This window comes from Pontibacterium sinense, from assembly GCF_015209595.1.
GTDB lineage: Bacteria > Pseudomonadota > Gammaproteobacteria > Pseudomonadales > Balneatricaceae > Pontibacterium > Pontibacterium sinense.
Genome location: NZ_JADEYS010000001.1, coordinates 226274 through 252614, shown reverse-complemented (window position 1 = coordinate 252614; position 26341 = coordinate 226274). Strand labels below are relative to the sequence as shown.

Below are 26341 nucleotides of genomic sequence, written 5' to 3'. Positions count from 1 at the left end.
CTTTTACCTGTTAATAAAAACGCCTGACGCTATTACTCAGGACGGCTGCGCATGTTATCCAGCAGATCACCCAGGCTTGCTGCCTTAGGTTTCACCAGCCAGAAACGACCGATATAGTCGTCAAAGTCATCCAGGATCGTCTGACCCCAGGCGCTGCCTGTCTCTGCAACAAACTCTGTGATCACAGAGCGCAGGTGGTTTTTATACGCTTCCATCTGCTCAGTATGGATGCGGTGGATCTCAACCAGCTCGTGGTTGTAGTTATCCACAAAGGTATTTTCCTGATCCAGTACGTAGGCAAAACCGCCGGTCATGCCTGCACCGAAGTTGTAACCTGTGCCACCCAGTACAGTGACCAGACCACCGGTCATGTACTCACAACAGTGGTCGCCAGCACCTTCGATAACGGCGTGAACCCCGGAGTTACGTACTGCAAAACGCTCACCGGCACAGCCTGCTGCGAACAGCTTGCCGCCAGTAGCACCGTACAGACAGGTGTTACCCATGATGGAGGTTTCGTTCGAGTTGTAGGTCACCTCGTCGAATGGACGCAGGACAACCTTACCGCCCGCCATGCCTTTACCAACATAATCGTTAGCATCACCTTCCAGATACAGGTTCTGACCACCGGCATTCCATACACCGAAGGACTGGCCTGCATGGCCTTTGAACTTGAAGGTAATTGGCTGATCGGCCATACCCTGGTTGCCATGCACTTTTGCAATGGCACCGGAAGTACGGGCACCGACAGAACGGTCACAGTTGGTGATATTCAACGACCATTCACCGCCCTGCTTGCCTTCGATGGCAACTTGAGTCAGCTCTTGCATCTGCTGGTTCAGCGTAGCCGGATCGTATGGCAGGTTGCGTTCAACCTGACAAACCTGAGGATACTCAGCCGGTACGCCACCATCACTGATGATCGGACCCAGATCCAGGTTTTTCTGCTTGCTGGTTTCACCGCTCAGGATTTCCAGCAGGTCAACTCGACCGACCAGCTCTTCCATAGAGCGAACACCCAGATCAGCCATCCACTGACGCGCTTCTTCTGCAACGAAACGGAAGAAGTTCTTAACCATTTCAACGGTACCGCGGAAGTGATCATCACGCAGTTTATCGTTCTGAGTTGCAACACCGGTCGCACAGTTATTCAGGTGACAGATTCGCAGGTATTTACAACCCAGCGCGACCATCGGCATCGTGCCGAAACCAAAGCTCTCTGCACCCAGAATTGCGCCTTTAACCACATCCAGGCCGGTCTTCAGACCGCCATCTGTCTGCAGACGTACGCTACCACGCAAGTGGTTGCCACGCAGAGACTGGTGAGCATCAGACAAGCCCAGTTCCCAAGGAGAACCGGCATGATGGATAGAGGTCAGTGGAGACGCAGCAGTACCGCCGTCGTAACCAGAGATCGTGATCAGATCCGCGTAGGCTTTAGCAACACCACACGCGATGGTGCCAACACCCGGACGGGAAACCAGCTTAACGGAGACCAGACCTTCAGGGTTAACCTGCTTCAGATCGAAGATCAGCTGCGCCAAGTCTTCGATAGAGTAAATATCGTGGTGTGGTGGAGGAGAGATCAGCGTGACGCCCGGCACGGCATAACGCAAACGTGCAATCAGCTGATTTACTTTACCACCAGGCAGCTGTCCGCCTTCACCCGGCTTCGCACCCTGCGCAACTTTGATCTGCATAACTTCAGCGTTCACCAGATATTCTGGTGTCACACCAAAGCGGCCAGAAGCCACCTGCTTGATCTTGGAGCGTTTCATGGTGCCGTGGCGAGCTTCATCCTCACCACCTTCACCCGAGTTGGAACGACCGCCCAGCTCGTTCATCGCTACCGCCAGTGCTTCATGTGCTTCTGGAGACAAAGCACCCAGAGACATCGCAGCGGAGTCAAAACGCTTGAAGATATTGTCGACTGGCTCAACTTCATCCAGCGAGATGGATTTCACATCTTTACGCAGGGAGAGCAAGTCGCGCAGGGTAGCAACACCGCGGTTATTCACCAGATCTGCATACTTCTGGTAATCAGAGTAGTTACCGGATTCAACCGCTTCATGGATGGTGCGTACAACATCAGGGTTATACGCGTGGTATTCGCCACCGTGTTTGTACTTCAGCAGACCACCTGCCTGAATTGGCTTACGCGCAGTCCAGGCTTCTTTGGCCAGCAGGCTCTGTTCAAACTGGAAGTCCTCGAAACGAGCACCTTCAATTCGGCTTGCCACGCCCTTAAAGCACAGATCAACAATTTCACTGCTCAAGCCAATGGCTTCGAACAATTGCGCACCGCGATAAGACGCAACGGTGGAGATACCCATCTTAGACAGGATCTTCATCAGGCCTTTGTTGATGCCTTTACGGTAGTTCTCGTGTGAATCCAGAGGATCCAGCGTCAACTCACCGCTGGTGCACAGGTCGTTCAGCACACGGTAAGCCATATATGGATATACGGCCGTCGCACCAAAACCGAACAACACAGCGAAGTGATGCGGATCGCGCACCGTGCCGGATTCAACAACGATGTTGGAATCGCAACGCAGGCCTTTTTCGACCAGACGGTGATGCACCGCACCGGTCGCCATCGCTGCATGCACAGGCAGGCAGTTACGGGCAATCGCGGCATCGGACAACACCAGAATAACTTTGCTGTTACGGACAGCTTCTTCAGCCTTATCCGCAATGGCAACAATCGCCTGCTCCAGAGAGATTTCATCCGGGTTGTAGTTCAGATCAATGATCTCAACTTCAAAACCCTCGATCTCGTTATCACGCAGGCGACGGAATTTGCTCGCAGATAGCACCGGCGTAGTCAGAATGACACGGCGTGCATGCTCTGGTGTTTCTTCAAAGATATTACGCTCGGCACCAACACAGGTTTCCAGAGACATAACAATCGCTTCACGCAGCGGATCGATTGGCGGGTTGGTAACCTGCGCAAACTGCTGACGGAAGTAGTCATAAACAGAGCGGACACGGCTGGACAACACAGCCATTGGCTTGTCGTCACCCATGGAGCCCACGGCTTCCATACCGGTTTCACCCAGTGGACGCAGGACCTGATCACGTTCCTCAAATGTTACCTGGAACATTTTCATGTGAGTCTTCACTTCATCCGCAGACATTTCACGGAAGGAGCGCGACTCTTCGGTCAGGTTCATGGTCTGTTCCAGACGCAGCGCATTCTCTTTCAGCCATTTTTTATACGGCTGCGCCTTTTTCAGGCGATTGTCTACGTCTTCGGTATGCAGCACTTCACCTTTAGCGGTGTCGATTGCCAGAATCTGTCCCGGTCCAACACGGCCCTGAGCCACAATATCTTCAGGCTCGTAGGAGAACACACCGATTTCAGATGCGGTACAGATATAACCCTGCTTAGTCATCACCCAACGGGAAGGACGCAGACCGTTTCGATCCAGCATACATACGGCGTAACGACCATCAGTCATTACCATACCCGCAGGGCCATCCCACGGTTCCATATGCATGGAGTTATAGTCGTAGAAAGCACGCAGCTCGGAATCCATGGTATCTACATTCTGCCAAGCTGGCGGAACGATCATGCGCACAGCACGGTAGATATCCACACCACCAACCAACAGGAACTCCAACATGTTATCCATGGAAGAGGAGTCAGAACCGGTGGTGTTTACAATTGGCTGCAGCTCATCGAGATTAGGCAGCAAATCGGTCTTGAACTTTTTGGCACGCGCCTTCGCCCAATTGCGGTTACCGTCAACGGTATTGATTTCACCGTTGTGGGCCAGGAAGCGGAATGGCTGCGCCAGCGGCCAGCGTGGGGCCGTGTTTGTAGAGAAACGCTGGTGGTATGTACACACCGCTGTTTCCAGACGAGGATCTGCCAGATCTTTAAAGAACACAGGCAGGTCAACCGGCATCGTCAGACCTTTATAGGAAATAACTTTGTCGGACAGACTCGCAATGTAGAAATCTTCTTCTGTAGACATTGCGATCTCAGTCTTGCGACGAGATACGTACAGACTGATTGCAAATTCGCGTGCGGTTTTGCCGCCATCTGCGATAAAGACCTGCTCGATCAGAGGCAAGGTATCCTTAGCGATCGGTCCCAGACAACTATCATCGGTTGGAACAACACGCCAACCAGTTACACCCAGACCTTCAGCTTCTAGCGCTGCATTGACTGCATCGCGAGCTGTCTGAGCGGAAGCGGCGTCACGTGGAAGAAATACCATGCCAATAGCGTACTGCTCACCCAGCTCAGCATTCAGCTCTTCTTGTGCCACGGTACGAAGGAAGCTATCCGGCTTCTGCATCAACAGGCCACAACCATCACCTGTCTTACCGTCAGCTGCGATACCGCCACGGTGAGTCATGCATGCCAGTGCTTCAATCGCTTTTTCCAGCAGATCGTGACTAGGCTGACCCTGCATGTGTGCCATCAGGCCAAAGCCACAGTTATCCTTGAACTCGCCGGGGCGATAAAGACCCTTGCTCATAAGCCCTCACTCAAAAAATTCTTTATAATCAAGACGTTATTTAATCCGCCCTCATGCTGCAGTTGCGCAGTGCAGACAAAAAGGGACGGCTATTTTACACACGAAGGCGGGGAAGAACAAATTTTAGACAAGCAGAGAGGCGCCGGAGAGACCACCAAATCCCCCCTAAAAAATGGATAACCTGTTGTTTATAAAAGATTATCTTTTATTTATATCGCTATGAATTCCCTTCATACTACGCGCCCATGGACGTTGCTTTTTCAACCGCTCTGGCAGTGTTTTTATCCCAGCAACAGCCTGTTTCCGGTCTGAAAACGAGCCATAAACAACCACATACCAAGGTTTACCTTTAAACAAGGTTGCAAATGATCTCACACCCTCCAACTGACTGTAAGCCTGCAAAAATCTCTCGATGCTCTCTTTTTCACGCGCACCCAACAACTGCAAGGTGTAATTAGCAGCAGGCAATGCAAGCAATACCTTTTCATCCGCCAGAATACGCGCAGTCCGCGGCACCTTGTCTTTTTTAACCGCCACCACAGGTTTACGGGTAATCGTTTCCGGCACACTTACGGTTGGAGTCGCCTCTTTTGATACTGGCGCCGATCGTTCAACAACCAAAGGCTTATCCGCTGACTTGTTGGCCGGTTGTAGAGGCACTACCTGCTTTACAACAGGCTGTTTGATTGCTTCGCCGACATCTGCAAGGCTGGCTGATTTTGGTTTCTCTTCAGACACCGCGCTCGGCTGCTTTTTGCTTTCCGGGAGGCTAACCTCTGGCTGCGTAGCAACAACAGGGGGAATAGGTACGATAGGAGTAGGAATGACAGGCGCGACAACTTCGGGATCCTTCTGACTGATAGTTACGTTCTGTTTATCGACAGCAGCATCAGTCACTTCAGCTTGAACAGGCTTAGTGCTCACAACCGGCTTTAACGCTTTTTTCCCTATCTTCTCCTCTGGGGAATCAGCCTTGTTAGAAGCCCCTAGAGCCGCCAAATGCTCACGATGCGTCTTAACTCCGGACGTCACTTCAGGCACAGCAGTTTCAGACACCCTAGGGGTCAACGTGATAGATTCACGCTCTTTAGCCACCATAGCGGGCTCTACCGTGCGTTCTGTCTTCAGCCTTCCCTCCTGCGCTGCCAGGCGGCTTTTAAGCGCAGTCAGCGTTTCAGTCTCCACCTCAGTGTTGGCCTTCCCCGGAACGGACAGGCTCAGAGGCACCTTCACACGGCCATCTCCGCTATCCACCGTCACCACGGGTTCATTCTCAGGTGTGAAAGTCCATGCAGCTACAGCGGTTATGACCACCAGCAGCAGAGCAATCCCCGCCATATGCAAGGGAGGCAAAGGGAATGCTTTTCGCCCCGTTGGAACAGGCTCAGTCGTAACGGATGGTACTGTTTTCTGCGGTTTGACCTGCGCATCACCGAGCCGTCCGGGAAATCCACCTGAAGCCGCAGACATCGCCTTGAGCTGTTTCTCAGTCATCGCATGCCCAGCTGGCATCGTTTGCCGAATAAAGTCCTGCATCTCGGCATCGCTAAACGGCGCCAATGGCAAATGATGCACGCGACCGGCAAGCGCTTCCAGCCAACTTTCACGCTCTAACCGGTCGGCCAGATCCGGCTTACCCAATAAGAGCAATTGCGGGGCCGTACCATCATTATTTTCATGTGAAATTTGCAGATTGATCAGCAATGCCAACGCATCATCTGACAGCAGATCCGCATCATCGACCATCAGCAGTAGACGTTGCCCCTGCGCCCGCGTCACTTTGACCTGCTCATTGAGCGCCTCAAGACGCCCCTGATCGGTATCTGGAAAGTTTACATGGCTAGGTAACTGAGTCAGCAAACCATCAAGTAGCGCCCCAACAGACAACCCAGACGTTGCACAAACAAGACACGCGTGCACACTACTGTCGACAGATGATGGAGAAATTTGCTGTAAAAGAGTCGATTTCCCTGCCCCAACCTCGCCGGTCAGCACAAGTAAAAAATCAGAAAAGCGGATCAGGTGACGAACCTTATCAACCAGTTGCAGCCGGGATTCCGGCTCAAAGTAACCACTGGTTTGGGAAGCATTGATAGCTGTAGATCCGCCACTCACAGATTGATCCTCACGCGCTGGTTATTTGTCCCAGCTGATCTCCGGCCGCCAGTGTTTGCTCTAACATCGCAGCAGGGAAATCCGCAGTCACAACCGCCTCACCCAGCTGTTTGAGCAATACCAGTCGTAATTGACCGTCGATCACTTTTTTATCCACAGCCATCAGATCCATAAAGTCATTTGCCGTCATATTGTCAGGGGCAATAACCGGTAACTTTGCTGCCAATAAAATTTTGCGGGCTCGTACAACATCGTCAGCACTGATCCAGCCCAAACGCTGAGACAGATCTACGGCCATCATAGTACCTGCACCCACGGCCTCTCCGTGCAACCATTGACCGTAGCCCTGATGCGCTTCGATGGCATGACCAAATGTATGTCCAAGATTGAGCAATGCGCGAATACCGGATTCTTTTTCGTCCTGAGCAACAACCTCTGCTTTTACTTCGCAGGAACGATAGATCGCCTGGATCATTGCCTCAGGTTCACGCGCATTGAGCGCGTCCATGTTCTCTTCTAGCCAATCCAGAAATTCCGCATCGTAGATCAGACCGTACTTGATCACTTCAGCCAGTCCAGCAGCCAGCTCACGTTCAGGCAGCGTATTAAGTACCTGGGTATCGATCACGACACACTGTGGCTGATGGAATGCACCAATCATGTTCTTACCTTGCGGATGATTGACACCGGTTTTACCACCCACAGATGAATCAACCTGCGATAACACCGTTGTCGGTACCTGAACAAAATCCACACCACGCTGGTAACAGGCCGCAGCAAAACCTGTCATATCACCAATAACACCACCACCCAGCGCAACCAACGTGGTCGTGCGGTTGTGACGACACTCAAGTAAGCGATCAAAGATGGTATTAATTTGCGTCAGGTCTTTATATTGCTCACCATCGGGCAGTACAACAGTATCGACCTGATAGTGTTCACCCAGACTCGCCTGCAATCGCGCCAGATAAAGCGGCGCCACCGTTTCGTTAGTAACAATTAAGACTTGTTTACCACGAATGTGCTGACACATTAGCCCCTGATCCAGTAGGCCCTCACCAATATAGATCGGATAGCTACGTTCACCTAGGTCAACATTCAGTGTTTTCATTGCATTGCTCATAATTGGGTTTGGCTCAAATAGATGCGACAGCGTTAGATGCGCTGCTGGTAATTGCGGATTATTTCGGTCACAACAGACCGCGGGTGACGCTTATCCGTACGTACAAGCAGGTCGCAAGCGTCACGATAGAGCGGATCACGCCGCTCCAACAAGTCTCGCAATACCTGCTCTGGATCTTCAGTCTGAAGTAACGGACGATTTTTATCCCGCGCTGTTCGCTCCAACTGCTGCTCGACAGAGGTACATAAATACACCACATAGCCAGAAGCCTGCAAAGACGTACGGTTCGCCTCACGCTGAATCGCTCCACCGCCGGTCGCCAGTACTATGTCATTGCGTTCGCACAGTTCGCGGATTACCGCCTCTTCACGATCCCGGAAACCGTCTTCACCTTCTACGTCAAAGATCCAGGGAATATCAGCCCCGGCCCGATCTTCAATTTCACGATCGGAATCGATATAGGTAAGTTTCAGTTCCTGAGAAAGCAAACGACCTATGGTGCTTTTACCAGCGCCCATAGGTCCTACTAAAAAAATATTCAATTCATGTAAGTCCGTTAGTTAATGCTCAGGGACTCTCGAATCAATTTAGGCGTAATAAAGATCAGGAGTTCCGTTTTCACACCTGTATTCTCTTTGTTCCTGAAAAGATTGCCAAGTACCGGAAGGTCGCCTAGCAAAGGTGTTTTGTTAATTGTTTCCGAAGTTTCGTTCTGAAATACACCACCTAGCACGATTGTCTGACCATCCGGTACTACAACGGATGTCACCAGTTCGTTGTTGTCTATGGTGATCTGGCCGTTAAATGTTGTATCTCCAAGGGAATCTTGCTTGATCAGAAGATCCATCGCAATACGATCACCCGGATTAATACGTGGCGTCACTTCAAGACGCAGCACAACATCTTTAAATTCAATCTTAACTTCGCCGTCTTCAACGGTCTGAAACGGGATCTCACGGCCCGATTCAATGCTGGCCGTTTTACCGTTCATCGTCACAATTTTAGGCTGCGAGATAATTTCCGCCTGACCATCACTTTGCAACGCAGACAGCTCTAACGCCAATAGTGAGCTGGCTCCCGGCTTAATACCAATGGCGAAAGAGGTTGGATTAGCAGCGGTAGCGCCCAGATCAACCGCCAAACCTGCGGTGGTCGGGGGATTCGCGAAATCAACACCACCGATAGAGTTGTTGAGTATTATGCCCTTACCGTTATCAATGTCTTCATACCCAAAGCCCCACTTCACACCCAGATCCTTGGTGATGGAAGAACGCGCCGTCACCAATCGAGCCTCAATCAGTACTTGCTGGACTTCAACATCAAATTTACGCAGCGTCTTTCGAATTTCCTGTAGTGCCTTCTCCGTATCACGCACCATGAGCACATTGGTTTCATCATCAGCCATGATAAAACCACGCTCCGGTGTAATCAGCTTGGCATCTTCAAGGTGAGTTCTCATTTCAGATGCCTTACGAAAATCCACCTGAATATACTGAGTCTGCAAAGGCGCTAACTCTTCGATCTTTTTACTATTTTCCAGCTCTTGCTCTTCGCGTTTGGCGATCTCTTCTGCTTTTGCCACCAACAGAACATTGCCCAGCACTCGCTTATCTAAGCCTTCGGTGCGCAATACGATATCCAATGCCTGATCCCAAGGGACATTTTTCAGTCGCAACGTAATATTGCCTTCAACTTCATCGCTGACGACCAGATTGAGCTCAGCGACTTCAGCGATAATCTGCAACACTGAACGCAGCTCTACATCCTGGAAGTTCAGGTCGATAGGCTCACCACTGTATGGGAACAACTCTTTCTGACGCTCTTCATTTTCCTGCTCAGTCACCGGCTTAAAGTCCAATACAAGCTGGGTTCCTGTCTGATACGCCAAATAGTTATAAGGTTCAGCACCCGGCTTTACCAGTACCGTTGTATTTTCGCCGGCGCCCATCGAATCTATAAACAAAACGGGCGTCGCAAAATCCTGTACATCCACACGTTGCTCAAGCGCTCGAGACAAACTCGCCCCCAGCAAATTCACCACAACGTTATTACCCTCTTCCTGAATATCTACACCCGCTTTGTCATCAGACAGACTAATCACTACGCGCCCCATACCTTCGCCAACTCGCTTAAAATCGATGCCGGTGATACGGGTTGTTTCAGGGTCTGGTTTTGCATCCGGGTTGGCAGCAGCTTTGGCTTGCTCTAACTTTGTTGGCTTACGCTTTTCGGTAATCGTGGCATCTCCCTCCCCGATCACTACAAACAAGCTGTTCTGATCCGTAAAAGCGCGATAGCCAGCCGACTCAAACAAGTTGGTTACGATACGTAAGCGCCCCTCAACCTGAGCAAAGCTCACGCCTTTGACAACACCGGTTGCCACCGCGAGATTTTTCTCAGTCAGATCACTCGTAACACCCCAAAGATCCATCACAATCCGTGAAGGCTGATCGATCTGATAACTTTTAGGTAATGGCGGCGGAGCATCGAAGTCAAAACGCAACTCGACTTTTTTCCCCGGTAACGCCACAAAATTGGCCTTTTTCAGCAAAAGTTCAGCGGATGCTGTCGAAGCCACACTGAGCATCAGCAGCGCAAGACAGAGACCTGCCAAATGACTGAAAGACTGTTTCAGCATCTGTTTTCCAAGATTTAATCTAGCCACTTAGTGATCCTTTATCTCTTCTTAGCTTCTGTGCCGCGCTCTTCCAGAGCAACAACGCGCGGGCGTTTCATCCAACCACCGCGACCGTTTGACACGATTTCAACCAGCTCAACCTTGCGTTCATCAATGGCAATGACTTCTCCGTAGTCCAGTCCCATATGATCGCCAACACTCACCCTATGCACAGCCCTTTCTCCATCCTTGATTAGAGCCCAGAGCTTATCCTTGCCCCGGCGTGTAATCGTGCCCACCATAACCAGATCATCCAGAGAAAACTCTTCGAGATACTCCTTTGGACGCACCATATCCGGCTTCAGATCATTTTTGATATCGCGTTTAGTTTCAGCCAACTGACCTACAGCCTGCATTGGCTGCAAAGGCACATACGGCTCCCGCAGACTCGCACCTTCATATACAAAACTTTGGTAAGGCTTGTACTCAGGCAGCGGCTCAATTTTTCCAGCGGGTTTCGCACGGGTTTTATTGACGAAGCGTTCCAGATCGCTCTTATCTTCCACCCAGACCATACAACCCGAGGAAAACATACTGATAACCGCAATCAACGATACTCGTAACAGCATCCCTAAATCACCTACTGAGTGTCATCGTAGCGGTATGTTCGGGCGCTGATATTCATCTGTAAGCGACCGTTTTCCGCCGGAATAATTTTATAATCATGTAACGTCACGATACGTGGAATCGCCGCCACACCACTCACAAACTGCCCCATCTGGTGGTAAGTACCACCGACAGTAATCTTAATCGGCAGCTCAATATAAAACTGACTCTTTTTCTCGTCCTGCAGCTCAATTAACTCGATATCCAAGCCACTTTCACGACCGATACGCGTAATATCATCCAGCAGCCCGGGGACTTCATTTTGCGTTGGCAACTGACGTAACATCTCGGCAAATCGCCCTTCTACATCAGCCATTTGCTTACGCAACGCATCAAGATTGGCCACTTCAAAGGACTTCGTTTCGTAGATCTGTTTTAGCTCAACTTCTTTACGAACTTCACGATCAAGCTGGTTCGTTTTATCGGTCACATAAAAGTGCAAACCGGCTGCCAAAATCGCACCAAAAACCAACAAATAGGTAATCACCTTAGCGCCCACAGGCCAACTACCTGCCGTCGCAAAGTCGAGATTATTTACATCGAAGCCTTTAAACGCATTTTTCAGACCATCAGCTTTCATTCTTCAGCCTCCGCCTGCGGTTTCTCCAGCTTCACCGTCAACCTGAAATTCTTAAGCCCCTGTTTGCTATCAACCTGACTCAGATTTGGCTCACCAAACCAGTGCGACTGATCCAGATTTCGCATCAACGTAGAGACTTCCAGATTATCTTTCGCCAGTCCTGTTACGCTAACAACCGACTCTCGACGAGTCAGAGACGTATAGTGAATACCATCCGGCAACACCCGGACTAATTCGTCGAAGTTGCGCACAATAACCGGCCGATTTCCTTGTAACTCATGAATAGCCTGCAGGCGATCCAACAATCGCCCCCGCTTCTCTTTAAGATCGTTAATATCCTTACGCAAACGATCAAGCTTAGCCGTTTCGACCTTCAGATACTGGTTACGCTTTTGCTGCCGTTCGGTCTGTACATCGAAGTAGTAACCGATCCCCAGCACAACAACCGCTGCAAAGATCGCCGCACCGGCCACATTAGTCACAAACTGCTTCTGCCGCGCAGCTTTCTGCTCTTCGCGCCAAGGTCTGAGGTTAATCAATGCCATAAAAGATTTATTCCCCAACCGGACGCATAGCCAACCCGCATGCTTTCACCAGTGAAGAGGCGTCCGCCGCCAATTTTTCACTGCTGATTTTGCTGCTGACTTTCATCTGTTGAAAAGGATTCGCTGTCAGTGTTGCTACACCGATCTCTTGTTCGATCTGTTCTGCAATACCATCAATTGCCGCCGTTCCACCCATCACATAGAGACGGCTGAGTTCACTATGCACGCCCGACGAATAAAAGAACTGCAACGCTCGGGATACCTGTTGTGCCACATTGCCTCGAAATGGCAGTACAAATAACTGCTGAATTTCAGTATTTAGCTCACCCTGTCGAAGCTTCTGTTCAACTTCACCCAGCGGTATACCGTAATGTTGATGGATACTGTTGGTCAGCTCGTTTCCACCAAACGCCTGCTCTCGGTTGTATACAATCTGCCCATTGCGAAAAACATTCAATGTCAGTGTTGCCGCACCCACATCGACGATCCCCACCAGTTCATCGCTATCGGTATTATTTTCCAGCTGGGCAAATGCACGTTCGACTGCATAGGTATCAACATCCACCACGTCACATTTAAGACCCGCACCGTTGATTGCATCTTCACGCATTTCTACGTCACTGCGACGGCAGGCAACAACCAGAATGTCATTAAAGTCAGCGTTATGCTCAGATACGCCCTTAACCTCAAAGTCTATAGCGACCTCATCGAGCGGATAGGGGATAAATTGATCAGCTTCTAGTTTGACTTGTTCTTCCAGTTCAATTTCAGTGAAAGAGTCGTTTATGGTGAGGGATTTACTGATAACGGCGGAAGAGGGCACAGCAACAACAACCTTTTTCAGGTTCGTCCCGGCAACTTTAGCCGCACGTTCGACGGCTTCCGAAACTTGCGCCACATCTTGCACATTGCCATCGATGACAGCCGCAGGCGGTACAGGAACCACAGCATAACCATCCAGCGTAAACTGGCCGGAATGATCAGTAAGAGCAACCAGTTTGACGAAGGAGGAACCAATATCCACCCCGACCAGACCAGCATCTTTTTTTCCAAAAAGAGCAAACACTAGGTCAATCCTTATCCTTGCCAAATTCACCTGAACGGCACTATCGCCATCAGACCACTGATATTCGTCGCTAACTGTAGTCCATATTTCAGGACTAAGCCGCTACTGGCGCCAAACGTTCGTATGAATACTTAGCATACCTGCTGTAACGCAAAAGGTCAGCGAACCCTACATGTTAAATGAGTTTAAAATCAATTTGACTGAAATAAATCAAATTGTCGGTAGAGTGATGCACCAGTAGCAGTATAATAAGCGGCATATAATATAATTTCTTGAAAATACAGTAGCATGCGCGCCATAAAAAAACTGTTTAAGTACCTGTTTGCATTCGGCGTCGTCGCTGCGCTGCTTGGCGCTGCTGGCGGCTTTGTCGCTTATCAGCATTTTTCCAAGGATCTGCCCGAAGTTGGCACCCTGCGAGACATCAAATTCCAGACACCGTTACGCATCTACAGCAAAGACGAAAAGCTGATTGCAGAATACGGTGAGAACAAACGCACGCCCGTCAGCTACGAACAGATCCCAACCAACTTCGTTCATGCACTGCTTGCCGCCGAAGACAGCCGTTTTTTCGAACACAACGGCATCGATATCAAAGGGCTAGCCCGAGCTGCGTACCAGCTTGCTTCATCGGGTAAAATCAAAAGTGGTGGCTCCACCATCACCATGCAGCTCGCGAAAAATTTCTTTCTGACACGCGAACGTACCTTTGATCGTAAGTTTCGCGAGATACTCCTGTCCCTGCGTATTGAACAAGAGCTGAGTAAAGAAGAGATTTTTGCACTCTATGTGAACAAGATCTTTCTGGGTCATCGGGCCTACGGTATTCAGGCTGCTGCAAACGTGTACTACGGTCAGGATCTCAGCGAGCTGTCTATAGCACAGCTCGCAATGATTGCCGGTCTGCCTAAAGCGCCTTCAGCCAACAACCCAATCTCCAACCCTAAACGCGCACTAGAACGACGCAACTGGATTCTTAAACGCATGCATACGCTGAGCTTCATTGATGATCAGCAGTATGAAGATGCCCGCACAGAAGAGCTCAGCGCATACCGCCACGGAGCGGACATTGAAGTAGATGCGCAGTACATTGCCGAGATGGTCCGCAGCAAACTCTTTTCTGAGTACGGCGAATCACTCTATACCGACGGTTACCGGGTTTATACAACGGTCAAAAGCGATCTTCAGACCACTGCAAACCACGCGTTGCAACAAGGCTTACTGGCCTACACCGAGCGCCACGGCTACCGCGGACCGGAAAAAAGCTTCTCCGAAGCTGAGCGACAGGATGAAGAGAACCTGCTTAAGACATTGAACAAGATTGGCAATGTCAGCGATATAGAACCAGCTGTTGTCGTGAGCCTGCAAGACAAAAATATCGAAGTCCTACGCAAGACCGGAGACCGCGTCACCATCAACTGGGAGCAACTTAGCTGGGCTCGCGAATACAAATCAGCGAACCGCCAGGGCGCCAAGCTGAAAAAAGCAGCCGATGCATTCAAACTGGGTGATCTGGTCCGTATTCAGTTGCGCACAGCGGAAGCGAAGAAAACAAAAAAGAAAGCAAAAGATACCGCAACAGAAGCACCTCAGCAGGTATGGCACTTAACCCAAGTGCCGTCAGTTCAGGGCGGCCTGATTTCCATCAACCCTAAAGATGGCGCGATCGTATCGCTGGTAGGTGGTTTCAATTTCCACCACAACAAGTTCAACCGTGTGACTCAGGCGATCCGCCAGCCTGGTTCCAACATTAAGCCATTTATCTACACGGCTGCACTGGCTAACGGCTATACGCCAGCAACACTGATCAATGATGCGCCCGTGGTATTCCATGACGATCAACTGGAATCCAACTGGCGTCCAGAAAACTACAGCAAGAAATTCTACGGTCCAACCCGACTGCGTGAAGCACTGTTTAAATCCCGCAATCTCGTGTCTATCCGAATACTGCGCCAGGTTGGCATCAGAAACACACTGAGCTATTTGGAAAACTTTGGTTTTGACAAAGACAAGTTGCCACATAATCTGTCGCTATCTCTCGGCAGTGCGGATATGACCCCACTGCAAGTGGTGCAGGGTTACGCAATACTGGCAAACGGCGGGTACCGTGTTTCTCCACACTTCATCGAACGCATTGAAGACAGCGAAGGCAATCTGATTTACCAAGCGAAACCGGTCACAGTGTGTGAAGACTGCCAGTTCATCGATCCCGAACAACCTCCCGTGGTCACATTGCCTGGCCAACAAATCACCTCGCTCCCATTGGCTGAACGTAAGGTGGATAAACAATCCTCCTACCTGATCTACAACATGATGCAAGATGTCATCAAACGAGGTACGGCGCGACGCGCTTTGGTGTTGAAACGCAACGACTTGGCGGGGAAAACAGGTACCACAAATGATCAGAAAGACGCTTGGTTCTCTGGCTTCAACCGCAACCTGACCACGACGGTTTGGGTCGGATTTGATCAACCAGCAACACTGGGACGCCGAGAGTTTGGTGGCACTGCCGCGCTACCAATCTGGATCGACTACATGCGCATTGCGCTGAAGGATCAACCGGAGAGCGCGCCGGTTCCCCCTGAAGGCATCGTAAGCGTCAAGATAGACCCCAAGACAGGACTTCTTGCCACTCCCGGGCAGAGCAACGCTTTGTTCGAGTATTTCCGCGAAGATGATGCACCAACAGAGATGGCTGCTCAATCAGACAAGCAACAGGGCGGCAGCGAGACAGAAGATATCTTCTGACCCAGAACGTGAACAAACATAAGCCAGCCTGAGTGCTGGCTTTTTTGTGCCCGAAGACAGACAGAAGCGAATTACGCAAAACAACAGGCACAAAAAAGCCCGGCCGAAGCCGGGCTTTTCAAAGCATATCTGTCCTGATTACTTCAGGTCAGCTGCAGTCGTCAGTGGGTAGTGGTCTGGCAGAGGCAGACGCGCTACACCGCTATCGATTGCCGCCTGAGCAACCGCACCAGATACAGCACCCAACAAGCGAGTATCAGTTGGCTTAGGAATGATGTACGAAGAACCAAACTCCAGAGAGTCCAGTTTGTACGCATCCAATACTTCCTGAGGCACAGGCTCTTTCGCCAGATCAGCAATAGCGCGTACCGCTGCCGCTTTCATCTCTTCGTTGATTGCAGACGCGCGAACGTCCATCGCACCACGGAAGATGAATGGGAAGCCCAGTACATTGTTAACCTGGTTAGGGAAGTCAGAACGGCCAGTTGCCATGATAACGTCATCACGAGTCGCGTGAGCCAGCTCTGGACGAATCTCTGGATCCGGGTTCGCACATGCGAAAACAACCGGAGTTGGAGCCATTTTAGCCAGCTGCTCAGCAGACAGCAGATCAGGACCAGACAGACCAACGAATACATCAGCACCGTCAATCGCGTCATCCAGAGTACGCTTATCAGTTTCGGTTGCGAACGCCGCTTTCTCAGGCGTCAGCTCTTCACGACCAGAGTGGATCACACCCTTACGGTCAAGCATGTAGATGTTTTCTACTTTCGCACCCATGTTCACCAGCAGCTTCATGCATGCGTTAGCCGCAGCACCAGCGCCCAGGCAAACAATGCTTGCTTCAGACAGTTCTTTACCTGCAATTTCCAGAGCATTGATCATGCCAGCAGCCGTTACGATAGCCGTACCGTGCTGATCATCATGGAATACAGGGATGTTGCAGCGCTCGATCAGAACGCGCTCGATTTCAAAACACTCAGGTGCTTTGATGTCTTCCAGGTTGATACCACCAAAAGTTTCAGCGATACGGGCAACCGTATCAATGAAAGCCTGTGGGCTTTCAGCGTCAACTTCAATATCGATGGAATCCAGACCGGCAAACTTCTTGAACAGCAAGGATTTACCTTCCATAACTGGCTTAGATGCCAGAGGACCCAGGTCGCCCAGACCCAGGATCGCGGAACCGTTGGTAATTACCGCTACCAGGTTACCCTTCGCAGTGTAACGGTACGCTAATTCAGGATCCTTCGCGATTTCACGCACCGGCTCAGCCACACCAGGGCTGTATGCCAATGCCAAGTCTTGCGCAGATTCAGCGGAGGTGCTCAACTCTACGCTGATCTTACCCGGACGCGGGAACTCGTGGTAATCGAGTGCGGCTTGTTTCATATCTTGAGACATGGCTGCTGTTCCAAATAGTTAACAAAAGACGAACTCAGCATCATATAGAAAAGCCCACATCCCCACAACCAGTGGGCCTATCCTGCCAGTCAAAATTTATACAATTGGACCTTTTGATTAGTCGGTCAAAAATTGCAGATGATCAGGATGGGAAACATTGATAAACAAAGGCTTGTAGCGGTTTTTCTTCACCGAGGAATGGCGACTGCGATCAATTAACCAACCCCGGACTTCCAGTCTGGACTTAGGTCGAATATGCGCCCGCCCGCTATCGTCAAATAGCACTAGTACATCGGCATCAAGCTTAAGCGCGATACGGTTATCGAGTTCCAGATACCACGCTTTATTTGAACGACTCACTTTCGTAATCTGTCCGCGCAAAATCACAAAGCCCGTCGTTCCGGGTTTGAGATCCGTCGCTTTTTGAGGCCATCGACCATCACGCCACACACCAAGACCGTGCTCTCGCGCCTCATGTTCAGCTGCGCGCAAGCAATCTCGCAATTGTAGGTTCGGCGGAATCGCCAGGTAATAGCCCAGCCCTCGCTTCAGCAACACTTCTTCCAGACTACGGCCATCATGCAAAAACAGGTGTGCCAACGTACGACCATACCGATCACGGGATTGAATGCCGGGTTGAATATAGGAAATGTCAGAGAGGAGAGATCGAACGAACTGTGTTGCGGCCAGAGCACCCGCTTCCGGCTTGCCCTGCTTATAATTCATTTCAGGTGTATTCACACCGATCAGTCGGACAGACTGCCCCGAACTCAAGCGTACAGTATCGCCATCAACGGCTTTTTCAACACGGATCTTTTGAACAGTATCCGGTGTGGGACACGCCGCAAATGTCGGCGTAACGACCAGAAACAAAAAAGCACTCCAGAGGAGTGCTTTTCTTGAAGCTGCTCGAAGCATTGATTACTTCTTAAGAGAGCGAGCACCGAAACGCTTGTTGAAGCGGTCAACACGGCCACCAGTAGTCGCTTCTTTCTGCTTACCAGTGTAGAACGGGTGGCAAGCGGAGCATACGTCCAGGTGCATGTCCTGACCCAGAGTAGAACGAGTTTTCACTACGTTACCGCAAGAGCAGGTTGCAGACATTTCTTTGTATTCTGGGTGGATTCCAGCTTTCATCGTAAAAAACCTCAATTGACGTGCCGCCACTTGGTCAACTTTGCCAAGCACCGCACCGGTTATTTTAGCGCACGCAAAAGCCTACGCCGTGAGAATAGGTCGCGGATTATACGCACACTACTTGACCATCGCAATCATCCAGGCCGTTTATTCTTGACAGAAAAGCCCCTAGACTTAGCCCTCCACTAAAGCGCTTCTTTCACACTCAGGTTAAACAGATCCGATGGTCGTTCTCAGACTCGCCCTGCCTACCCCGATGCGTCGGGTATTCGACTATCTGCCACCCGCCGATATCGATCCACAGACATTAGTACCCGGCATCCGGATACGCGTGCCTTTTGGCAATCGCCAGTTGATCGGTATGCTATTGGACGTAAGCGATCACTCTGAGTTCCCTATCCATAAACTAAAGGCGGCGCTGGAGGTATTGGACAACACCCCTCCGTTACCTGCCCACCTGCTGGATCTGGCACGCTGGGCCGCGAGTTATTATCAACATCCGATCGGCGATGCACTGGCGCAAGCACTGCCCGTCATGCTGCGCAAGGGCAATGCCTGTGAATATGCGCACGAGCATTTATGGCGTGCATGCGACGGAGCTGTGCCTGAAGATGCAGGCAAGCAGGCAAAGAAACAGCAAGCGATGCTGGCGTTGCTAATTAAGCATCCACAGGGCATCAGTACCGATGCTATACGGGCAGAAGGCTATCGGCCCGAACTGCTCAAACCGCTGGAAGAAAAAGCACTGGCAGAGCGCTTTATTCATCACCCGCACCATGCCAACTCGGAACGTACCGAAAATCTGATACACGAAGCCCCGTTGACGCTCAATACTCAACAAAGCGCAGCGCTGGAAGAGATCAACAGTAGTGATGGCTTCGCCCCCATTTTGCTGGAAGGTGTTACCGGTTCAGGCAAAACCGAAATTTATCTACAAGCAATAGAGCTGCAACTCAGCCGAGGCAAGCAAGCACTGGTACTAGTGCCAGAAATCGGCCTCACACCACAAACTGTGACCCGCTTTAAACAACGTTTTAACGTACCGGTAGTGGCCCTCCACTCCAACATGAGCGATCGACAACGTCTGGATGCCTGGCTGGATGCCCGGGAAGGCGAAGCCCGCATTATCATCGGTACCCGATCCGCCATTTTTACACCCATGCGGGCGCCCGGCATTATTGTCGTCGATGAGGAGCATGATGCGTCCTTTAAGCAGCAGGACGGTTATCGCTACTCTGCCCGGGACCTTGCGGTATTGCGTGCACAGCGTGAGCAGATCCCTGTGGTGCTCGGCAGTGCAACCCCCTCACTTGAGACATTGCACAATGCTCAACAAGGTCGCTATCAGTGGGTACGTGTGACTGAACGAGCAGGCCACGCCAAGGCGCCCTCCTTTGAGTTACTCGACACTCGCAATACGCACTTACAATCGGGCTTATCCACACCGCTGATTAAAAAGATCGGTCAGACACTCGAGAAAGGGACACAGGCACTGGTTTTTATCAATCGGCGCGGATTCTCCCCGACCCTGAGCTGCCACGATTGCGGCTGGATTGCAGACTGCAACCGCTGTGATGCGAACATGACATTGCATCGCTCCCCACCCCATCTGCACTGTCACCATTGTGACAAGCAAACCCCCATACCCGCCCGTTGCGGGAATTGTGGCAGCGACCAACTCAAGCCTGTTGGAGCGGGAACCGAACGCACCGAAGATACACTGCAGAAACTGTTTCCTGATACACCAGTGCTACGTATTGACCGTGATACCACCCAACGCAAAGATGCGATGGCGAAAATGATGGCTCAGATCCACTCAGGCGAGCCCTGTATTCTGGTGGGCACCCAGATGCTCGCCAAAGGTCACCATTTCCCGAAAGTCACCCTTGTTGCCATTCTTAATGCTGACAGCGGCCTGTTCAGTGCTGATTTTCGAGGTATGGAACGTACCGCCCAGCTTATCCTGCAAGTTGCGGGACGTGCGGGGCGCGCCGACCACCCGGGTTCAGTGGTCATGCAGACAAACCAAGCGGATCACCCTACCCTGCAACACCTGGTTCAGATGGGTTATTACGCCTTTGCTCAACAAGAGTTAATCCAGCGTCAAAACGCGCAGCTTCCACCGTTCACTCACTATGCGTTAGTCCGTGCAGAAGCCAATGGCAGCGGCCGGGCCGAAGCGTTTCTACGCGCCATTAGAGAACAGATGGAAACGGATATTCTGATGCCAGAAGGCGTACGTTGGCTGGGACCTTTTCCATCCCCCATGGAAAAACGGGCGGGGATGCACCGAGCACAACTACTAATTCAGGGTAACAACCGCCGCCACCTGCACCAGTTACTGGATACTCTGACCCACTATCTTGAGCAAACAAAAGAAGCGCGCCAGGTACGCTGGTCCATCGATGTGGATCCCGTTGATACCTTCTAGCACAACACACAATCTAAGCCTTTTGGTCGATTCACAAAGAAATACGGGGTTATACCTAATTCTTTGGTTTACATTTTGACCATTCTGTAACTATGCTTGCCTCTACCCAAAAGTAGAATAAGAAGAGAACGAGGGATGCTATGAGGCTGAGTATTACCCAGAAAATTGCTCTGGGTTTCGCCGTTATGGTGCTATTTATTGCGGTTGTTGGTAGCGGCGGTCTGCTTAGCAACAACAACATCTATGCAAAACTAAACAACGTCACTGAAGACGCGTTGCCCACCTTATCCGCCAGTTTTGAGCAGCTGGTAAATCTGCAGGAAGCCAACCAAGCGCTATTTAAGGCGCTGGCTCAGCAGAATGCCAAAGATCTCAATGATCAAAGAAAGATCTTTGAAACTGAGGTTAAGCGCTTTAATCAGGAACTGCAGCTGATGCGTCCTCTCGTGGAAAACGATCCCGAGTTACGCGCCTCTTTTGAGCAGATAGAAACGCTCAGCAAACAATTCTCAACGGTCGCCAAAAACGTTATCAAAGAGCAAAAACAACGTTTGATTCTCGACCGTCGTATTGTCGAAGCACAAATTAAGTTTCAAGGCCTGAGTGATGCCCTGACATCATGGAGCCAGCGCTTTCTGAGCAAAGGTGAAAATTTCGATGGCATGATTAAAGCACGCCTGATGACCCGAGCCCTGAGCGCGCACAAGTTTCAGCTGATCAATTACATGCGTTCACGCGACTTATCCACTCTCAATTCAGCATTAAAAGAGACTCAGGGAGAGCTGCGAACCTCCCACAATGAGTTTGTCGCACTTGAGAAGAAAGCGACACAAATTGGCACACTGATCGACGACTTAGAACTGAACTTGTACGGCGATACGGGCCTGGTCGCCTTTTACCGTCAGCGTGTAGCCGTGGGTAATACTCTGGATAGAGATCTGGCCCAGACGGCTTCCCTGATCAAGGATTCCCGGGCAGCCGTAGACCGTTTTATTACCAATGCACGTGCCCATGCAGAACTAGCGCGCACCGAAGCTAATCAGACCATCAGTTTCAGTCGTCTACTGATTCTTGGTCTGATGGCAGGCTCTATTGTGGTTGCTCTGGTCGTCGCACTGCTCACCATCAACACCTTCCGTAAACCTCTAGCTGAAATTCGTGACCGCCTGTCTCAGCTGCAACAGGGCGACCTCCGGGTCAGCTTTGATCAGGAGCGTAAGGATGAGTTTGGTGATTTAGGCACGTCGCTGAATGCAGTAACGCTGGGCCTGAAAGATATTCTCGAACAGATATCAACCGGCTCTGTGCGCCTGTCGGACGTCGCCCAACAAAATGCGTCCATCAGCCAGCAAGCCACTCAGTCGATGAGCCTGCAAAGCTCTCAGCTGGATCTCACCGCCGCTGCCGCCACCGAACTGGAAAGCAGTGTTTCCGAAGTGGCCAGCCACAGTAACACAACGCTGGATGCTGTCCGTGAATGCGAAGACCTCACCCGTAACGTGAATCTGCAGGTATCCAATACCCTGACCAGTATAGAAACACAGGCCAGTGGTATCGACCAGGCCAAAGGCGCGAGCCAGGAACTGGCCGGTTTCAGCAACGAGATCGAATCCATCCTGACCACCATTGAGAACATCGCCGAACGTACCAACTTGCTGGCCCTGAATGCGGCAATTGAAGCGGCACGCGCCGGTGACCATGGCCGGGGATTTGCGGTGGTTGCTGATGAGGTCCGTGAGCTGGCAAGCCGTACCCAGAATTCGGTACAGGAGATCCAGTCGATGGTGGATAACATGCAATCCAGTATCCGTCGTGTGGTCACTGTGATGAATGAAAGTTATACACAGGCGCAACAATGTGTGGATCACGCCAACACCTCACAGGAAGCTTTGGATGCGATGAACCACGCCATCTCCTACATCCGCGAGCTGAATACGCAGATAGCCGAGGCGGCTCAACAGCAGACCTCCGCTGTGGAAGAGGTCAGCCGCACACTCACTGAAATTAACAGCGCGGCCGCAGAAACGGCACAAGGCGCTGATCAAGCGGCGAGTGGCAGCAGTGAACTGCTCAATTTTGCCCAACAACAGCAACGCTTATTAGGGCGTTTTTCCGTCTGAATCCGCCACTTAGAATGAGTGGTCTGCAATAGACCACTCAAGCGCGGTATTGGGGCTTAACAATTCCTTGCGATACAGGGATAATATCCGGTTTCCTGAGGTGTCTCTGTCCAGTGGTGTGGTCGCATAATACGCCGCCTGCTGCATAGAGACATTTTGCCTTCCTGAACAGTTAACCGGTATCTGTACGCTGATGAAAGAACATATTGCAGAGTTGATCCAGTCTGCCCTGAACTCACTGCTGGAAAACGGGGTCCTGCCTGCAGATGTGCAACCGCGCATCATGGTAGAAAACACCCGTGACAAGAGCCACGGCGACTTCGCCTCCAACGTGTCCCTGACACTGGCGAAAGCGGCGAAGCGCAATCCACGCGAGCTGGCTCAGATGATCACTGATGCACTGCCGGCATCGCCACAGCTGGATCGCACTGAAATCGCAGGTCCCGGTTTCATCAACTTCTTTATGAATCAGGAATCCACGGCTGCGGTTGTGGAACAGATCCTGACGCAGGGCCAAAGCTTTGGTCTGGTCGAGAAAAAGAGTGATGAAAAAGTTCAGGTCGAGTTTGTCTCTGCAAACCCAACCGGCCCACTGCACGTAGGTCATGGTCGCGGTGCAGCCTACGGTGCAACTGTATCTGATTTGCTGGAAGCCGCTGGCGTGAACGTAGATCGTGAATATTACGTCAACGACGCCGGTCGTCAGATGAACATTCTGGCTACCAGTGTATGGCTGCGCTATTTGGAGAAATGCGGTCAGGAACTCACCTTCCCAAGCAACGGTTACAAAGGCGCTTACGTCCACGATATCGCTGCCGAGCTGCAAGCGAAAGAAGGCGATCGCCTGAGCCGTCCGGTTGCAGATGTCTTTGCAGATATTCCTGATGATGAGCCGTTCGGCGGTGACAAAGAGGTCCATATCGATGCCCTGATCGAGCGTGCAAACGCTTTGTTGGGTGAAGATGATTACCGTATCGTTTTTGACGCCGGTCTGGATTCAATTCTGACCGATATTCGTGATGACCTCGGTGAGTTCGGTGTGAACTACCAGACATGGTTCTCCGAACGCTCCCTGACCAGCACCGGTGATGTCGATCGTGCGCTGGAAACCCTGACCGAGAAAGGATTCATCTATAAAGATGAAACCGACGGTAACTTCTGGTTCCGTTCCACCGAATTCGGCGATGACAAAGACCGCGTCGTGAAACGCGCTAACGGTCAGACAACCTACTTTGCCTCCGATATCGCGTACCACATGAATAAGTTTGAACGTGGCTACGACAAAGTTATCAACATCTGGGGCGCCGATCACCACGGTTACATCACCCGTGTAAAAGCCGCCATTCAGGCACTGGGCTATGATCCAGAGCGTCTGGTGGTCCGTCTGGTTCAGTTTGCCATCTTGTACCGTGGCGAAGAACGCGTACAGATGTCCACGCGCTCCGGCTCTTTTGTGACCCTGCGCGAACTGCGTGACGAAGTTGGCAGCGATGCCTGTCGTTTCTTCTATGTGACCCGCAAAGCGGAACAGCACATGGACTTCGATCTGGAGCTGGCGAAGTCAGAATCCAAGGACAATCCGGTTTACTACATTCAGTACGCCCATGCCCGTGTATGTTCTGTCATGCGCAAGCTGGACGAAGCGGGCTGGTCCTGGGATAAGGCTGCGGGCCTCGCAGCACTGTCACGTCTGGAAACCGAACACGAAAAAGACCTGATCACCAAGCTGTCCAAGTACCCGGATGTCCTGAAAAATGCCGGTCTTTCTCACGAGCCTCACATGCTGGCAAATTACCTGAAAGAGCTGGCAAGCGATTTCCATACATATTACAACGCGCAGAAGATGTTGATTGACGATGCAGAACTGCGTAATGCTCGCCTCACGCTGAGTGAAGCCTCGCGTCAGGTGATCTCTAACGGCCTGCAGCTGCTCGGCGTTAGCGCACCGGAGCACATGTAAGCATGGCAGCGCGCAAAGACTTTGCCTCTAAAAAGCGGAATGGCAAAACCGCCACCCGCAGCAGCGGCAAAAAACCCGCAGCGCCACGCAAGCAGCAACCGGCAGCGAAGAGCAAAAAGCCCTTCCCGCTAAAATTGCTGCTGGTCACGGTGCTGATGTCTGGCGCGCTGGGCTATCTTCTGTACAGTCTGATACAGGTAAAACCTGGGAACACGGGTACAGTGACGACTGTCAGCAAACCCGCTCCTAAACCTAAAACCGAAGAGAAGAAATCCGAAAAGCCTAAAACGGTGGCGGCAAAACCGCCCAAACCGGACACTGCTTCTAAGGATGAAAAACGCTTCGAGTTTTATCAGATGCTGCCCAAAAGCGAGGTAACGACGTCCGACCCTACGGTTTATAAGTCCACACCTCGCAACGCGGTCAACGTCACCCAGTACCTGTTGCAAGCGGGATCTTTCCGTAATCCGGCTGATGCTGATCGGATGCGCGCCCAGTTGATATTGCTGGGACTGCCAAACGTGCGCAGTGAAAAAACGGCCAGCGGTAACGGCGGTATCTGGTACCGTGTGCGTACCGGCCCTTTTAAAAATCGCTCGGACCTGAGAGACGCCACCAACAAGCTGGCAAAACAGAACATCTTCCCGCTTAAGATCAAAGCCAACTGATCTCATTCGCTTTAAAATGCCCTGCTTTGGTCGAACCTTGCAGGGCAGCCCTTGAAAAAGCCCCGCACGCATCCATATCTAAGTCATTCGATAAACTACATCTATCCATAAAAGGTTCAGTGCTTCATGACTACCATTGTTTCAGTACGCCGCGGTGACAAAGTTGTTGTAGGCGGTGATGGTCAGGTATCCCTGGGCAACACCGTGATGAAAGGCAGCGCGAAGAAGGTTAATCGTCTGCCAAAACATGACGTGATTACCGGTTTTGCAGGTTCAACTGCTGATGCCATCACTCTGCGTGATCTGTTCGAACAGCAGCTGGACAAACATCAGGGTAACATCGTCAATGCGGTTATCCATCTGGCGCGCGAATGGCGTAGCGACCGAGTGCTGCGCCGCCTGGAAGCGCTGATGCTGGTAGCCAACGAAGAGAAAACGTATCTGATCTCCGGCAGCGGTGATGTGATCGAACCGGAAGATGGCGTGATTGCCATCGGTTCTGGCGGTAACTTTGCACTCGCTGCGGCCCGTGCACTGACTGACAACACCGAGCTGGCTGCCAGCGACATTGTAGAAAAAAGCCTACAGATCGCCGCAGGCATCTGTGTGTTTACCAACGACAACCTGACCATCGAAGAGCTGGATTCAGTAGCCTGATTCCAACGGGAGTT

Annotated in this window: 18 protein-coding genes; 6 read left to right on the top strand and 12 right to left on the bottom strand. The window is 51.2% G+C overall.

Annotation, left to right across the window (positions count from 1 at the left end; translation table 11 throughout):
* Positions 1 to 32 precede the first annotated feature (32 nt).
* From gltB to pilM, 9 genes are all read right to left on the bottom strand, one after another.
* On the bottom strand, positions 33 to 4490 hold the full coding sequence (gltB, locus tag IOQ59_RS01140) for a glutamate synthase large subunit (RefSeq protein ID WP_193951414.1): 4458 nt from the start codon (positions 4488 to 4490) through the stop codon (positions 33 to 35).
* A gap of 198 nt (positions 4491 to 4688) precedes the next feature.
* Positions 4689 to 6605 carry an AAA family ATPase gene (locus IOQ59_RS01135; protein ID WP_193951413.1) on the bottom strand — a complete coding sequence of 639 codons (1917 nt, stop codon included), beginning with the start codon at positions 6603 to 6605 and terminating at the stop codon, positions 4689 to 4691.
* A gap of 10 nt (positions 6606 to 6615) precedes the next feature.
* A complete protein-coding gene (aroB, locus tag IOQ59_RS01130) occupies positions 6616 to 7716 on the bottom strand; it encodes a 3-dehydroquinate synthase (protein ID WP_193951412.1) in 1101 nt (366 codons plus the stop codon).
* A gap of 44 nt (positions 7717 to 7760) precedes the next feature.
* Positions 7761 to 8270 carry a shikimate kinase AroK gene (gene aroK / locus IOQ59_RS01125; RefSeq protein WP_228050589.1) on the bottom strand — a complete coding sequence of 170 codons (510 nt, stop codon included), beginning with the start codon at positions 8268 to 8270 and terminating at the stop codon, positions 7761 to 7763.
* 14 nt (positions 8271 to 8284) lie between these two features.
* Positions 8285 to 10393 (bottom strand): type IV pilus secretin PilQ, encoded by a 2109-nt coding sequence (locus tag IOQ59_RS01120; protein WP_371871806.1) that lies wholly within the window; start codon positions 10391 to 10393, stop codon positions 8285 to 8287.
* Between the two features lie 11 nt (positions 10394 to 10404).
* The gene (locus IOQ59_RS01115; protein WP_193951410.1) at positions 10405 to 10974 is read right to left on the bottom strand and encodes a pilus assembly protein PilP; all 570 of its coding nucleotides are present in this window, start codon (positions 10972 to 10974) and stop codon (positions 10405 to 10407) included.
* A gap of 11 nt (positions 10975 to 10985) precedes the next feature.
* On the bottom strand, positions 10986 to 11591 hold the full coding sequence (locus IOQ59_RS01110; protein ID WP_193951409.1) for a type IV pilus inner membrane component PilO: 606 nt from the start codon (positions 11589 to 11591) through the stop codon (positions 10986 to 10988).
* A complete protein-coding gene (locus IOQ59_RS01105; RefSeq protein ID WP_193951408.1) occupies positions 11588 to 12136 on the bottom strand; it encodes a PilN domain-containing protein in 549 nt (182 codons plus the stop codon). Before IOQ59_RS01105 ends, IOQ59_RS01110 begins: the two co-directional genes overlap by 4 nt.
* A 7-nt stretch (positions 12137 to 12143) precedes the next feature.
* Positions 12144 to 13202, bottom strand: coding sequence for a type IV pilus assembly protein PilM (gene pilM, locus IOQ59_RS01100; protein WP_193951407.1), 1059 nt, complete (start codon positions 13200 to 13202; stop codon positions 12144 to 12146).
* 288 nt (positions 13203 to 13490) lie between these two features.
* Here pilM and IOQ59_RS01095 point away from each other — a divergent pair, with 288 nt between their 5' ends.
* Positions 13491 to 15950 carry a penicillin-binding protein 1A gene (locus tag IOQ59_RS01095; RefSeq protein ID WP_193951406.1) on the top strand — a complete coding sequence of 820 codons (2460 nt, stop codon included), beginning with the start codon at positions 13491 to 13493 and terminating at the stop codon, positions 15948 to 15950.
* Positions 15951 to 16088: 138 nt separating this feature from the next.
* Here IOQ59_RS01095 and IOQ59_RS01090 read toward each other — a convergent pair whose 3' ends face one another.
* The 3 genes from IOQ59_RS01090 to rpmE all read right to left on the bottom strand — a co-directional run bounded on the left by IOQ59_RS01090 (position 16089) and on the right by rpmE (position 18491).
* Entirely contained in the window at positions 16089 to 17354 is a 1266-nt protein-coding gene (locus IOQ59_RS01090; RefSeq protein WP_193951405.1) for a malic enzyme-like NAD(P)-binding protein, read from the bottom strand.
* A 117-nt stretch (positions 17355 to 17471) separates the two neighbouring features.
* A complete protein-coding gene (locus IOQ59_RS01085) occupies positions 17472 to 18227 on the bottom strand; it encodes a thermonuclease family protein (RefSeq protein ID WP_193951404.1) in 756 nt (251 codons plus the stop codon).
* A 48-nt stretch (positions 18228 to 18275) separates the two neighbouring features.
* Positions 18276 to 18491: a 50S ribosomal protein L31 gene (gene rpmE, locus IOQ59_RS01080; RefSeq protein WP_193951403.1), complete on the bottom strand. Its 216-nt coding sequence runs from the start codon at positions 18489 to 18491 to the stop codon at positions 18276 to 18278.
* Between the two features lie 223 nt (positions 18492 to 18714).
* On the opposite strand from rpmE, the gene IOQ59_RS01075 reads away from it, so the two are divergent.
* From IOQ59_RS01075 to hslV, 5 genes are all read left to right on the top strand, one after another.
* Positions 18715 to 20922: a primosomal protein N' gene (locus IOQ59_RS01075; RefSeq protein WP_193951402.1), complete on the top strand. Its 2208-nt coding sequence runs from the start codon at positions 18715 to 18717 to the stop codon at positions 20920 to 20922.
* Between the two features lie 140 nt (positions 20923 to 21062).
* Positions 21063 to 23042, top strand: a complete 1980-nt coding sequence (locus IOQ59_RS01070) for a HAMP domain-containing methyl-accepting chemotaxis protein (protein ID WP_193951401.1) — start codon at positions 21063 to 21065, stop codon at positions 23040 to 23042.
* A gap of 193 nt (positions 23043 to 23235) precedes the next feature.
* A complete protein-coding gene (gene argS / locus IOQ59_RS01065; RefSeq protein WP_193951400.1) occupies positions 23236 to 25002 on the top strand; it encodes an arginine--tRNA ligase in 1767 nt (588 codons plus the stop codon).
* A gap of 2 nt (positions 25003 to 25004) precedes the next feature.
* Positions 25005 to 25670, top strand: coding sequence for an SPOR domain-containing protein (locus tag IOQ59_RS01060; protein ID WP_193951399.1), 666 nt, complete (start codon positions 25005 to 25007; stop codon positions 25668 to 25670).
* 126 nt (positions 25671 to 25796) lie between these two features.
* Complete coding sequence (gene hslV, locus IOQ59_RS01055; RefSeq protein ID WP_193951398.1) at positions 25797 to 26327, top strand: ATP-dependent protease subunit HslV; 531 nt, start codon at positions 25797 to 25799, stop codon at positions 26325 to 26327.
* Positions 26328 to 26341 lie beyond the last annotated feature (14 nt).

What these genes read in the sequence shown, in the direction of transcription:
- gltB (WP_193951414.1), bottom strand. Translation starts at nt 4,490, where the DNA reads ATGAGCAAGGGTCTTTATCGCCCCGGCGAGTTCAAGGATAACTGTGGC.
- aroB (WP_193951412.1), bottom strand. Translation starts at nt 7,716, where the DNA reads ATGAAAACACTGAATGTTGACCTAGGTGAACGTAGCTATCCGATCTAT.
- IOQ59_RS01115 (WP_193951410.1), bottom strand. Translation starts at nt 10,974, where the DNA reads ATGCTGTTACGAGTATCGTTGATTGCGGTTATCAGTATGTTTTCCTCG.
- IOQ59_RS01110 (WP_193951409.1), bottom strand. Translation starts at nt 11,591, where the DNA reads ATGAAAGCTGATGGTCTGAAAAATGCGTTTAAAGGCTTCGATGTAAAT.
- IOQ59_RS01105 (WP_193951408.1), bottom strand. Translation starts at nt 12,136, where the DNA reads ATGGCATTGATTAACCTCAGACCTTGGCGCGAAGAGCAGAAAGCTGCG.
- IOQ59_RS01095 (WP_193951406.1), top strand. Translation starts at nt 13,491, where the DNA reads ATGCGCGCCATAAAAAAACTGTTTAAGTACCTGTTTGCATTCGGCGTC.
- IOQ59_RS01090 (WP_193951405.1), bottom strand. Translation starts at nt 17,354, where the DNA reads ATGTCTCAAGATATGAAACAAGCCGCACTCGATTACCACGAGTTCCCG.
- rpmE (WP_193951403.1), bottom strand. Translation starts at nt 18,491, where the DNA reads ATGAAAGCTGGAATCCACCCAGAATACAAAGAAATGTCTGCAACCTGC.
- IOQ59_RS01075 (WP_193951402.1), top strand. Translation starts at nt 18,715, where the DNA reads ATGGTCGTTCTCAGACTCGCCCTGCCTACCCCGATGCGTCGGGTATTC.
- IOQ59_RS01070 (WP_193951401.1), top strand. Translation starts at nt 21,063, where the DNA reads ATGAGGCTGAGTATTACCCAGAAAATTGCTCTGGGTTTCGCCGTTATG.
- argS (WP_193951400.1), top strand. Translation starts at nt 23,236, where the DNA reads ATGAAAGAACATATTGCAGAGTTGATCCAGTCTGCCCTGAACTCACTG.
- IOQ59_RS01060 (WP_193951399.1), top strand. Translation starts at nt 25,005, where the DNA reads ATGGCAGCGCGCAAAGACTTTGCCTCTAAAAAGCGGAATGGCAAAACC.
- hslV (WP_193951398.1), top strand. Translation starts at nt 25,797, where the DNA reads ATGACTACCATTGTTTCAGTACGCCGCGGTGACAAAGTTGTTGTAGGC.